13 protein-coding genes and 1 pseudogene are annotated in these 12,675 nt (G+C 40.2%); 4 read left to right on the forward strand and 10 right to left on the reverse strand.

The window, feature by feature from the left end; translation table 11 throughout:
- Window positions 1-19 precede the first annotated feature (19 nt).
- Window positions 20-925: a beta-carotene hydroxylase gene (gene crtR, locus CRI9333_RS12585; protein ID WP_015203551.1), complete on the reverse strand. Its 906-nt coding sequence runs from the start codon at window positions 923-925 to the stop codon at window positions 20-22.
- 473 nt (window positions 926-1,398) lie between these two features.
- On the opposite strand from crtR, the gene CRI9333_RS12590 reads away from it, so the two are divergent.
- The 4 genes from CRI9333_RS12590 (at window position 1,399) to CRI9333_RS12605 (ending at window position 5,802) form a co-directional block, all read left to right on the forward strand.
- Window positions 1,399-2,160, forward strand: a complete 762-nt coding sequence (locus tag CRI9333_RS12590) for a COP23 domain-containing protein (protein ID WP_015203552.1) — start codon at window positions 1,399-1,401, stop codon at window positions 2,158-2,160.
- A 641-nt stretch (window positions 2,161-2,801) separates the two neighbouring features.
- The gene (locus CRI9333_RS12595; protein ID WP_015203553.1) at window positions 2,802-4,463 is read left to right on the forward strand and encodes a Mu transposase C-terminal domain-containing protein; all 1,662 of its coding nucleotides are present in this window, start codon (window positions 2,802-2,804) and stop codon (window positions 4,461-4,463) included.
- A gap of 2 nt (window positions 4,464-4,465) precedes the next feature.
- Window positions 4,466-5,302 (forward strand): TniB family NTP-binding protein, encoded by an 837-nt coding sequence (locus CRI9333_RS12600; protein ID WP_015203554.1) that lies wholly within the window; start codon window positions 4,466-4,468, stop codon window positions 5,300-5,302.
- The gene (locus CRI9333_RS12605) at window positions 5,302-5,802 is read left to right on the forward strand and encodes a TniQ family protein (RefSeq protein ID WP_015203555.1); all 501 of its coding nucleotides are present in this window, start codon (window positions 5,302-5,304) and stop codon (window positions 5,800-5,802) included. The genes CRI9333_RS12600 and CRI9333_RS12605 overlap by 1 nt, the downstream gene beginning before the upstream one ends.
- Before the next feature lie 58 nt (window positions 5,803-5,860).
- Here the strand turns inward: CRI9333_RS12605 and CRI9333_RS12610 are convergent, their stop codons facing one another.
- The 9 genes and pseudogenes from CRI9333_RS12610 to CRI9333_RS12650 form a co-directional block, all read right to left on the reverse strand.
- Entirely contained in the window at window positions 5,861-6,466 is a 606-nt protein-coding gene (locus CRI9333_RS12610; RefSeq protein ID WP_015203556.1) for a hypothetical protein, read from the reverse strand.
- The gene (locus CRI9333_RS12615; protein WP_041226037.1) at window positions 6,466-6,813 is read right to left on the reverse strand and encodes an STAS-like domain-containing protein; all 348 of its coding nucleotides are present in this window, start codon (window positions 6,811-6,813) and stop codon (window positions 6,466-6,468) included. The genes CRI9333_RS12610 and CRI9333_RS12615 overlap by 1 nt, the downstream gene beginning before the upstream one ends.
- 16 nt (window positions 6,814-6,829) lie before the next feature.
- A complete protein-coding gene (locus CRI9333_RS12620) occupies window positions 6,830-7,705 on the reverse strand; it encodes an ATP-binding protein (RefSeq protein WP_015203558.1) in 876 nt (291 codons plus the stop codon).
- Between the two features lie 87 nt (window positions 7,706-7,792).
- Window positions 7,793-8,218, reverse strand: a complete 426-nt coding sequence (locus tag CRI9333_RS12625) for a restriction endonuclease subunit S (RefSeq protein ID WP_015203559.1) — start codon at window positions 8,216-8,218, stop codon at window positions 7,793-7,795.
- Window positions 8,179-8,901, reverse strand: coding sequence for a restriction endonuclease subunit S (locus tag CRI9333_RS12630; RefSeq protein ID WP_015203560.1), 723 nt, complete (start codon window positions 8,899-8,901; stop codon window positions 8,179-8,181). Before CRI9333_RS12630 ends, CRI9333_RS12625 begins: the two co-directional genes overlap by 40 nt.
- A 1-nt stretch (window position 8,902) precedes the next feature.
- Entirely contained in the window at window positions 8,903-9,391 is a 489-nt protein-coding gene (locus tag CRI9333_RS25705; RefSeq protein WP_071881124.1) for a hypothetical protein, read from the reverse strand.
- 108 nt (window positions 9,392-9,499) lie between these two features.
- On the reverse strand, window positions 9,500-10,642 hold the full coding sequence (locus tag CRI9333_RS12640) for an IS4 family transposase (protein WP_041226039.1): 1,143 nt from the start codon (window positions 10,640-10,642) through the stop codon (window positions 9,500-9,502).
- A gap of 166 nt (window positions 10,643-10,808) precedes the next feature.
- A pseudogene (locus tag CRI9333_RS12645) lies at window positions 10,809-12,041 on the reverse strand (N-6 DNA methylase); the annotation flags it as partial.
- Window positions 12,042-12,070: 29 nt separating this feature from the next.
- On the reverse strand, window positions 12,071-12,667 hold the full coding sequence (locus CRI9333_RS12650; RefSeq protein WP_015203562.1) for a hypothetical protein: 597 nt from the start codon (window positions 12,665-12,667) through the stop codon (window positions 12,071-12,073).
- Window positions 12,668-12,675: the final 8 nt, after the last annotated feature.

Here is a 12,675-nt window from a genome sequence, read left to right on the forward strand (position 1 = left end):
AATGCTTATACAGCCTTGGCTATGACACCTTTTCTACTTGCTTGACAGAATCTTTCTTATGAAAACGAATTCCTAAAAATAGGTCATATACAAAGTTGCGAAAATCCTTGCCTTGAAGTAAACCTAAAGTTTGATAAGACCCTTTTGAATCTAACAAAGGCTGAGTCGCATAGTAAGCAGCTTGATAGTTATACCAAGGAATACTTGGCCATAAATGATGAATTAGATGGTAATTCTGCCCCAAAATCAGCAGATTTAGAATCCGACTAGGATAAACCCTAGCATTTTTCCAGCGATCGCGCTCTTGAAACGGGCGGTGAGGTAAATAATCAAAAAACAATCCTAACGCTAAACCTACCACCAACGCGGGTGAAAACCAAAAATTGAGTATATAACCTAGAATTTCATGGCTAACAGCGTAATAAACTATACTTCCCACAAATAAACGGCTTAAAAACCATTCAAGTAACTCATATTTACGCCATAAACGCCGCTTAAAGAAAAAAATCTCATGGTAAAGAAAGCGTGCAGCAATTAACCACAATGGCCCCCCAGTAGACACAAAATGATCCGGATCATTGTCTGGATCATTGACATGGGCATGATGCTGCATATGCACTCGTGTAAATACTGGAAAGGCAAAGCCTAACATCAGCGCACTACCATGTCCCATCAGTGCATTAGCTATCCGATTTCGATGCGCCGAATTATGAGAAGCATCATGAATCACTGTTCCTGCCATGTGCAAGGCAATCACATTAGTACTAAAACAGCACCAGTGAGGCCACTCCCAGTACCAGTAACCAACTGTAGAAATTGCTACCATCGCTAATGCTGTTAAAAACATCAGTAGCGTCCGATTAAACTTTCCAGGTGGACTGAGCAATTCTTTAGGAACAGTCAGTGGCTTTGCTGCCTCCGACATCGTGATATTTACTCCTTTTATTAACTATCCTGGTTGGCTATAACCATCTTTTAGACAGTATCAGATTTTTGTGATTGCGCTATAAGCTTAGTTTTAGGGCAAATCGCTAAAATTCATCACCTGATGATCGCCATATAAACTCGCTGAATCAAAAATTGGGTATACCTGGGAAATGTTTCCGTAAATTTACGGGAACCTTTGAAATTTTGACCCGTCACTATGGGCATCAGGGTAACAGTATATAGACAGCAGTGACTGATAAATCAAGACACTTGCTTCGTCCTAAGCGCCAAAACTGGGTAATTAGTTATGTGATAGCCCTATTACCTGACCAGAATATGGGTTGAAGGCAGACGCATAGTATTACGTAGTATACGATAGGAAGGGGTAATTATAAAGATTTGTGAAATTAGTTCATTTAATTGAAGCAACGCTGTCGATAGTCTAAAAATATGTTTTAAGAGGATGGTTTTATGTCACTCAAATTGTATAGTCCTGCTACTCGGCTTCAGAATTTAGCTCTTAAAGGAATTGGTTTATCTGCTGGAGTAGCCTTTTTATTCAGTGGCAGCGCCGTTTTAGCTCAAGTTGGTGCTGATATTCAGGTAGACACAGTGCCAACATCTGGAGGTACAACAAACACAGGCACAGGAAGCGTCACAACCACTAACGATACACGCTTTACCTGCCAGCTAAATAGTGGTGTACCCACTGTAATGTATATTCCAGAAGATCAAACTCAACCTTATGCCTGGGCGACACCGAAGGCATTAGGTGGAGGTTGGACAGCACTAAAGCGTTGTGATGCAATTAGCCAGCGTTTAGAAGAGTACCGACCATATGGCTTAGTGGACTTACGCACAAGTGTTCAAAATGGTTACAACACTATCTGTGCTTTGACAGAAAGAGATTCTGCTTGTCGGATTGTGTTTACAGTTCCTCCAGGTCAAGATGCAGAAACTACTTTAGCTAGCGTTTTCCAAAACTTGGCTTCTGCTGATAGTGGACAAATTACCAATGCTGTTAACACCTATACAAATCGTAACGGGCTTGATCTTTTGAATGGTTTGTTAGGTCGAGGTACTTCAGGGCAGGTTAGAAACACTGCTAAGACCCGTGTTAGTAACATTTATTTGAAGCCATTCTTGAGTGTAAAAGATGGTGGTACGTTGAGAAGTACTACTAAAAAGCCAGCAAATACCCAAACTAAACCACGAATATTCCAGCGTCGTTAAATTTAGATATTCCTCTGAAAATAATATCTAAATAAAAGTCCCTCCCTAGCCGTAACTAGAGCAGGGGCTTTTTGTTAAGGTATGAGTTGGGATAATGAAGGTGGCTTCGCATCATTTAAAGTCCATGCTTTCAGTCTGGGGTTACGATGGAAAGGTTTACATACAAAATGCGATCATATATACAGGGTTTAATGGTTGGCTGTCAAAGTATTTAAGGGTGGCCGTGTCGAACTCAGCAAAGTAAATGCCGTCTAATCAGCCCGTTGCACCTCGACCGTACTGAGTCTATTCGTTGACTCGAGAGGATCTAAACGAGATCAATTTTTCACAAAGACACATAATTTGACTCCACAACAAATAATGTGTCAGTGTACATGTCGATTGCCAAATTATATGTCGTCTTGTCAAATTAATTGACATGATAAATTTTAAGCCTGTAATCCTCACGAATCATAGATTACAGGCTATTTTAGCATCTTTCACTTCATTGAATACTAATTGACAAATTAAATGTCTTATCTTGGGAAATTGACAAATTAAATGTCCAAGTTTGGAAATTAAGATTTTTATCATCTTTGACAGATTGTTTGTCATTACCAGTATAATTGTACTATGTTGCAATTAAACAGTAATGTTGGAATATGGCGACAGATAACCCTAATGCCTCTGGAATTGTGACCGAACTCTCGCATGAGGCGAAACTGAAGCTAGAAATTATTGAGAGTTTGCTGGAACCGTGCGATCGCCAAACCTACGGGGAACGTCTCAAAGATGCTGCCAAGAAGCTTGGCAAGTCAGTAAGAACGGTGCAGCGATTGGTACAAAAGTGGGAAGCAGAAGGTTTATTAGCCTTAACTGGCACACAGAGAGTGGATAAAGGTAGGCATCGGATTTCTCAAGATTGGCAAGACTTTATTATCAAAACCTATCGCGACGGCAATAAGGGTAGTAAGCGGATGTCCCGCAAGCAGGTGGCTTTGAGGGTAGAAGTTAGAGCTAAGGAATTAGGAGACGAAGATTATCCCAACTACCGCACCGTTTATCGAGTATTACAGCCCTTGATTGAGGCGCAAGAGCAAAAGAAAGGAGTTCGCACTCCAGGGTGGCGAGGTTCACAGTTATCGGTGAAAACCCGCACAGGTGATGATATTTCGGTGGAGTACAGCAACCATGTGTGGCAGTGTGACCATACTTGGGTCGATGTGCTAGTGGTTGATATAGAGGGAGAAATTATAGGTCGTCCTTGGTTGACAACTGTAATTGATACATACTCACGCTGCATTCTGGGCATTCGCGTGGGGTTTGATGCGCCAAGTTCTCAATTAGTAGCGTTGGCGTTGCGTCATGCGATGTTACCCAAAAACTATGGGACTGAGTATGAGTTGCATTGCCAATGGGGGACGTATGGCAAACCAGAATACTTATTTACAGATGGTGGTAAAGATTTTCGCTCGGAACACTTAAAGCAAATTGGCGTACAGTTAGGCTTTACTTGCATATTACGCGATCGCCCTAGTGAAGGTGGTGTGGTTGAGCGTCCGTTTGGGACTTTGAATACAGAGTTATTTGCAGGATTACCTGGATATGTTGGCTCAAATGTGCAGCAACGTCCAGAACAAGCGGAAAAGGAAGCTTGTTTAACTTTACCTGAACTAGAAAAGCGGATTGTTCGCTACATCGTAGATAACTACAATCAACGGATTGATAAGCGCATGGGAGATCAGACGCGCTATCAGCGTTGGGAAGCAGGTTTATTAGCGACACCAGATTTAATTGGTGAGCGAGATTTAGATATTTGTTTGATGAAGCAAACCAATCGCTCGATTTACCGAGAGGGTTATATCCGATTTGAGAATTTGATGTATCAAGGTGAGCATTTAGCAGGATATGCAGGGGAACGGGTGGTTTTGCGCTATGACCCTAGAGATATTACCAGTGTGCTGGTTTATCAACCGCAAAAAGATAAAGAAGTATTTTTAGCTAGGGCGTATGCGACTGGGTTAGAGGCAGAACAAGTATCGCTAGAAGAAGTTAAGGCAAGTAATCAGAAGATTCGGGAAAAAGGGAAAACGATTAGTAATCATTCGATTTTGGAGGAAGTACGAGACAGAGATATTTTTGTTGCCAAGAAAAAGACCAAGAAGGAACGACAGAAAGAAGAACAAAAACAATTACACTCTGCTGTCTCGAAATCCCAGCCTGTTGAGGTTGAACCAGAACCAGAGATTGAAGATACGCCAGTACCTAAAAAGAAACCCAGGGTATTGAATTATGACCAGTTAAAAGAGGATTATGGGTGGTAATCATGGCAGAAAATAAAGCTCAATCTGTTGCCGAACAATTAGGAGAAATCAAGTCTCTAGATGCCAAATTACAAGCGGAAATTGAACGATTAAGAGGCAAAACTCTTTTAGAGTTGGAGCAGGTTAGCAAACTCCATGATTGGTTAGAAGGAAAGCGGCGATCGCGTCAATCTTGTCGAGTTGTAGGTGAGTCGCGAACAGGAAAGACTGTAGCTTGTGATTCTTATAGATTAAGGCATAGACCAATTCAAGAGGTAGGAAAACCGCCAATTGTACCTGTAGTGTATATTCAGCCTCCGCAAGAATGTAGTTCAGGAGAGTTATTTCGGGTGATTATTGAGCATCTAAAATACAATATGGTCAAGGGAACGGTAGGGGAAATTCGCAGTAGGACACTACAGGTTCTTAAACGCTGCGGTGTAGAAATGTTGATTATTGATGAAGCAGATCGGTTAAAGCCCAAGACTTTCGCTGATGTGCGGGATATTTTTGATAATTTGGGTATTTCTGTAGTCTTGGTAGGAACAGATCGCCTCGATACTGTGATTAAGAGAGATGAACAGGTTTATAACCGTTTCCGTGCTTCATATCATTTTGGTCAGTTAAAGGGAAATAAGTTTAAGGAAACAGTAGAGATCTGGGAACAAGATGTCTTGCGTTTACCTGTACCGTCCAATCTGGGTAGTAAGCCCATGTTAAAGATTCTGGGAGAAGCGACAGGGGGCTATATCGGGTTGATGGATATGATTTTACGCGAAGCAGGAATCAGGGCTTTAGAGCAGGGATTGACGAAGATTGATCGGGATACTTTGAAAGAGGTGGCGCAGGAGTATAAGTGATGGATGAGATTCAACCCTGGTTATTTGCGATCGCACCACTAGAAGGAGAAAGTTTAAGTCATTTTCTAGGAAGGTTTCGACGGGAAAATGATTTATCTGCTTCAATGTTAGGGAAAGAGGCGGGAATTGGTGCTGTTGTAGCACGTTGGGAAAAGTTTCATCTCAATCCATTTCCGTCACGCAAGGAGTTGGAAGCACTAGCGAAGGTGGTTCAGGTGGATAGCGATCGCTTGCGGGAGATGTTACCGCCTGAAGGGGTAGGGATGAAGCATGAACCAATTCGCTTGTGCGGATCTTGTTATGCCCAGTCTCCTTGTCACAAGATTGAGTGGCAGTTTAAGACGACGCAGAGATGCGATCGGCACAAGCTAACTTTGTTATCGGAATGCCCAAATTGTAAGGCAAGGTTTAAGATTCCAGCTTTATGGGCAGATGGATGGTGTCATCGTTGTTTTACAACGTTTGCAGAGATGAGCAAATCTCACAAGGAACTTGTTTAGTTAGAAGCTCATTCTACCAATTTGAATATTACCCAACGAACATTTTTGTATTTCATGTTTAGCGAACTAAAAGCTTGCTTTGGTTCCTTGCAGTTGAAATTACATTCAAATTTGCGGTAAAAACTTTAATACCAGGAACGGTTGCATAATCACCATCATCAGTAATTACTTGAACAATTCCTGCTTTGTCCATTGCTTCAAGAATTAGTAAATCGTAGCCATCAAGCAGTTGAGTTTGAAGCCTATTTAAACAAGTATTAGTAATAGTTTCATTAACTGTTATATCAGTTGAAACAGCGATAGATGTAACTTGGCTCCAAGAAGCTTGAATCTCAGCAATCACATTAGCTCTTTCTGCTGGATAATTATGGCGGTATTCCTTAGCTTTCAAGGTAGAGGAAAATATTTCTTTTTGTGTCTGCTCAATGTTGTGTGCTAATTCTGCCAATGAAAGACCGCAGTATAAAAGCAATGAGTTAGCAGAAATGGCTTTGGCAATGTAGGAAGGATACTCTGTAATCTGATAAGAATGAGATGAAATACTGGCATTAGTATAGGTATACCAATACCAGGCGTTTGTATCTACTAAGAAAATATCATTATTTTTCGGAGCGTCAGACCGGATATTAACCACTTCAGCCTGAACTGTGTAGTTGACTGGCATTACTGTGTATTTGCTTGTTCGCTGATAACTTGGTCTACTCTATTACGGAAATCAGGGTCGGAGTAATACCGTTTTGAATTTTCGATTACTAGCTTGAGTATTTGCTTACCAACTGTATTTAGATTGGAGAACTTGAGCAGGCGATTTAGCGTTTCTGGCTCAATATCCCGAAGTAACTGTCCAATAGCAAAGTTAAAGAACGGGGAAGCAACAATTTCTACTCCTGCAAAGTCTAGCTCAACTTCATGAAGAGCTAATAATTCTGGATGCACTAAATCGTACACTTTCTGACCATCGCCAGGTGTAATACAGTTTTTGCCTATTAGGGTTCGGATTTCGTGTTTCATAGTCCGTACATTACCCTTAAAACAACGGCTCGTCATCTGGTTCAAGCTCCAAAGCATAATACGATTCGTCGCACAAGAGTGTAATATTTACCAGTGTTCCTCCAAAAAAACTTGGTCTCTTTTCGTAAACTTCCTGTTGTTTATCTATTGTCGCACATCCATCATTGCTTAGTATTTGAAGTTTTCCCTTATTTATATGAACGAATTGTTTTAAATAGTCAAGACCAATACCACCCGTCACTCGTCCACCCCTAGTAGTAGTCCCCTTTTGAAATGCCCATTGCAATGCTTGGTCTGCTGGCAAGTTGGGATTTTTCTGGAAATCGCGCACATTTTGAGGGATTCCTACGCCAAAGTCAACTACACTCAGTTTGAGTTCGCCTAGATTGGGATAGTGCTGTCCGCAACTGAATACACCAATTTCTGTTCGACCGTGTTCAAAAGCGTTGGCATAGATTTCCCAAGCAGTTGATACAATCACAGACCTTAATAAATCACTGATGTGAACCCAGTCTTTACCTAGCCATTGTTCTGCTAGATAGTGAGTTAAACCATCTATATCCTGATATCGGTCTTCTCTGTAGGGAATGGAGTTTCCTTGCCAAGGTTCCTCTCCACTGTTAAAGGCATACATAAATCCGTTTTGTTTGAGGTTCATACGAACATGATTTTTCACTGTGTCCCAGTCAAAGATGACCTTACCGCCGCGTGACTCAATCAGTCGAGCTAAACCACCCAAAAATGCAACTGCATTTTGTCGTAAAAAGAAACACTGGGAAAAGTCAAAAATTACTTCCTTTGTATTTTCTTGAACTTGTGTCCACAGTTGAAATAAGCGGTCAAAATCTTTTGCTTTATCGTTAATAGTCGGAACTGTAACAATGAGGCTCACAATAGTAATTGTAAAGCGTTAACTAACATAATAATAGATACAAATAACTGATGAGGCTGTTGAGAATTGAGCCTCAAGCCAGTTTTCTCACAGTTCCCCATTAAAGGCTTTGCCAAGTATAGAAGGTAACAAGGCATTAAGTTCTTTTAGTGCATCTTCTCTGTATCGTTTCATCGTGTCTACTTTGGTTTGCAGTTGATTGAGGTAGGCAACGATGCGATCTTGTTCCGCAAGAGACGGAACTGGAATTTGAAAATTTAATAGCTTTGATGTTTCTAGCTTCCTTGTATCATGTGTAGATTTTTCTACTAACTCTAAAAGTGAATCATTGAACGCCCAAAGAACATAGCATAAAAACTCAGGTTTAATATCTTCTTTAGGAAGTAGAGCTTTCATGTCTTGATTAATAGCGGCTAGTACTCTTAGAACTGCTGAAGGAACAGTGTGAGCAAGAATCATACCCCGTACAACAATTAACACTGCACCTGGTTCAATTCCTTGGGTGATACCCAAGGAATTGAACCTTGCCAAAAAAAAGGATTTTCTTTAGATGGAGTGCCACCTCCTTGTACTGTAATTAACTGGCGTAGAGGTTCCTTAACTGTTTGAGCTAAATGTGTAAAAATATCTTTGGCGATCGCTCTCCAAAGCATATTAGTTTCTTCATTTGCTTGTTGACGTAGCGATCGCGCTTCCTCAATCTTCCCCACCAGTTCCTCAACTCGCGCCACAATCCGCCGTTGTTCCTCTAGTGGTGGTAGGGGAATTTGCATGGAAAGAAATTTTGATTCTTGTAAATATAAACGATTTGTAGTTCCGTCACTTGCCCTAATACAGAAATCAGTAAAAAGTGACGTTTTTGTTAAATAGTCTAGATACTGAATATCGAGCAGTTCATGATTTACATCAAAAGCCCAAAAGTTGCCTGTTATAATTGCTCCGTTACAGTCATTTGGTACAATTCCAAAAGCACCATTGCGAGCATCAATTTTAGATAAAACAAGCTGACCTGCTTTAATAATAAATTGTTTTTTTGTACCTATTTCACTTCCTGTAACGCGATCACGTATCAAGATACCTTGATTATTCATTCGTATAGTAATGCGTGTATAACTATCTATTTCCTGTATATCAATTTCATACTTACGCCGCGTCAAAACTTTACTCAGCGGCATCATATACATAGCTTTACTCATTTCAATTCCCAGCCAAAACTTGCTTAATCTCTGCCATAATTTCAGCTACACGCCTATCCTTATCTAAGATATCAGCCACTAACTGTTCAGGCGGTAAATGCTCAAAATCCTGCTGATTATTCGGATTTTTGCGGTCAAGATTATAAATTACCCAGTAAATAGCATCCCCTTTAGCCTTCTCATTTTTAGCAATTTCGCGCTGAATTTGCTCCTCAATTTGAGCCTGTTTCACCTCATCCTTGACTACCTGAATCTTATTTTTAATCTGTGCAACTTCTTTCGGTGGCGAAAAGTCCAAAATGGAATTTTGTAAATATTGAATTTTCTCAGCTAATTCCTTAACTGTTTTTGCAAGCTTATTAGCTGTTTCCTCTGCTTTCTTAGCAGCATCCCAATGAGGCGTTGCTTCTTTTATCGCCTGATTATAAGCTTCCCGAAAGTTATACTTATAAGCCTGGCGATTCTCTTCTCGATTCTTCCACCATGCCACACATTCAACAAAATCTTCATCCTGTATCGGCTTAGTTTTGGTGTAAGTTTTCCGTCCTTCTGGTAAAGGTAACTCATAGTACCAAATCTTCAGGGGGCGACCACGCCGCTAAAGCGGCTGGTCTATAAGGTTTACGGCTCTTAAGCCTCTTTGATAAAATGGCTTTTTATTCGCAATAAGGTTAAGCATTTCCTCTACCCATGGTTGGCACTCATGAAAACTAACCAACCAAGTTTCCCCGTATAAACCAATCCAAAAGTTACTATGTCTTCTGCGGGTTCTACCTTTTTCAGTTAGACGACAAATATATTTTTGTTGTCCCTTAGCTTGTATCCTTTGACCATGTAACCATGCGGAAGTCATGGCTAAAGCTATTAAAAGAATTAACTTTATTAATCGATCAGGTGAGGTTTGGGAATCCTCAAGGTTATAGCCTCCAGTTTTACAATCCTTAAACATAGCTTCTATACCATAACGTTGCTTGTAGATGTTAGTAGCACTGTTCAAACAAGGAAGATTGGTTAATAAATACCAAGGCTCTTTCTCCTGTTTTCCTTTATACTTCCGTTTCCAATAAGCTGCCAAATTGAAACGATTAAAACCTTTTTTTTGAGTTAAACTAATATGAGGATAGAATAAACGGATACCTGGTTGAATAGGAATATTACTTAACGGTTGAAACTTTTGTCTTTTCTCGCGAAAAGTTGTGTTACATTTTTGACGGAGTACAAAGCTCAGATGCTGACGATGTAACCATTGGGCTAGTTCTATGCTCTGAAACTCTCTGTCTCCAACAATCACTAATTTATATTTATTTAACAGTCGAATTACCGGACGTAATACTTGTTTTTGTTCTGCCAGATTGCAGGCACCCTTTTTATCTAACAATGTCCAGAATATGGGAAAAGCTCTTTTTTGGTAAATGGCGCTAACCATCAAGACATTATTTTCTCGCCATTGGGTTCTATCAATAGCAATAATTAGCTGAGTTCCAGCTTTAAGTTGACGATCAAGAATCTCTCTAACTAAGGGAAGCCACAGTGCAAGTATATTTAATGAACCCAAAGATAAAAAACGTTGAATATGGCGACGGCGACTGTTTTCTAAAATTGGCAATGGCAGGTTAGCCGCGAGTCTTTCTATTCGTACTTGTTTGTGAGATTGTAATAACCACACCAGCATCTTTAAGGTAATTAATTGTGCTGGCTTGAAATATCTTTCCAGGTATTTTTGATAAAATGATGGCAACATTTTTGATGTGGAATGCGTGTTAAGTGCGAGACCGTTCCTTTTTAACATAACTTAATAGTTTTTCTATCTTCAGAGCTTGTTGTCAATAAGCCGACGATTTTCTGCTGGGCGCTAAAGCGCCAAAACCTTAGCACATTAGGCTTTGGGGGCGCTTGTCGCCCCCTGAATACCAAATCTCATCCGTTTGTCCAGAACGGTCAAAAAATAACAAATTTGTGGGAATGCTAGTATAAGGTGCAAACACTCCGTTAGGTAAACGGACAATGGTATGCAGATTAAAATCCTTAAGTAAATCTTCCTTGAGTTTGGCGCAAGTATTATCCCCAAATAGCACCCCATTGGGAAATACTACTGCGGCGCGTCCTGGTTTTGGTTTTTGTTTGAGACGACGCATAATCAACTGAAGGAATAACAACGCCGTTTCTTTGGTTTGTCTATCTGGGGGAAAGTTATTTTTTATTCTGTCTTCTTCCTCACCCCCAAACGGCGGATTTGTGAGAATTACGTCTACCCAATCTTTTTCACCCATCTCCGAAAGGGTAAACCGCAGACTATTACCATCATCAATATCGGGATATTCAAACCCATGTAACAGCAAACTCATGTGCGCTAACATCAAAGGCAAGGATTTTGCCTCAGCGCCAATAATGCTTTTTTGCAGTATCTGCCAATCTTGGGCGCTACACTGTTTTTTCAGGTATTCATACGCCTCAACCAAAAAACCACCTGTTCCGCAAGCAGGGTCAAAAATGGTCTCCCCCAGTTTCGGTTCCATCACCTGCACGATAAAGCGCACTACCGGACGGGGGGTGTAAAACTCTCCCGAATCTCCCGCAGCGTCGCGCATTTCCTTCAGCATCGACTCATAAAGGGTGCTGAGGAGGTTCACTTCTTCTGATTTATCAAAGTGAATATCATTTACCTTATTCAGCACATCCCACAGCAAAGTCCCGCTAATCATGCGGTTAGTGACATCTTTGAAAACTTTGGCGATCACATCAGCGCGATCGCGTCCCGTTTTACTTTTAAGATTCCGCAAATAGGCGAGTAAACCTGCTCCTTTCGTGCCATCTGGTAAAATTGCCTCATCATTGTTGATGAAACTTTTTAAGCGATCGCCCGTAAAATTTTCATTAGCCGCCCAATCTCGCCAGCGATAAGGCGGCTGAATAGTTGGTTTATAGGATATTCCTTCTAACTCTGCTTCCACCTCATGCAGTTTCTCGGAATCATCCAAAAGTTTCAAAAACATGATCCAAGTCAACTGGGGGAGACGGTCTAATTCTCCATTCAAACCCTTATCCGTCCGCATAATATCCCGCGCTGACTTAACCACGCTACCCAGTTTTTGGGCTGTAGTCACGGGTTTATCGTTTTGTTTTGTGGTGCGTTTGGGCATTGATTTACAATATTTTTTGATTATTAATCTTATTCATGATTATCATTTTTCATGGATTCATCTTTTAAAGAATCCTCTCTTAATTCTGATTTCCTCATATTTAAATATGCTTGCCCTTCAGGTGTGATGCGAACATATTCTTTAATGCTAACTTGTTGTTGTAGCTGACCTATATATTTTCCACGATAAGATTCTATCAAGCCCAACCCTCTCAAATGTCTTAGCTCCCTCCTGACTTCATCATTAATCCAATATTTAGCTTCTGCTTTGTCATCTGCTAAATTTTTGAGATGCGATAATTCTTCTTTTGTAACGAATCTATTAACTAGAAACTGGAGAGTATCAATATCTGCTCTCTGTTTCTCTTGTTCTTGTTTCACTTCTGTAAATTTAGCTTTAAGTTCACCAAATGATATTTCTTCTATTTTTTCAGCCAATTCTGAATTAAAAAGAAGTATTATTAAAAATATTGCTACCTCGGTTATAGATAATCTATTGTCAGGCTTTATAGCTAATACTAATATGGATAGTAAATATACTATTCCCAAAAAAGATAGTAACTTAACGATTAACCAACGCATAGATTTTTCTTTAAAAAGAATATTGTTAGATTTATTTTTACTCATGGCTCATA

The sequence above is a fragment of the Crinalium epipsammum PCC 9333 genome (assembly GCF_000317495.1).
Lineage (GTDB): Bacteria > Cyanobacteriota > Cyanobacteriia > Cyanobacteriales > PCC-9333 > Crinalium > Crinalium epipsammum.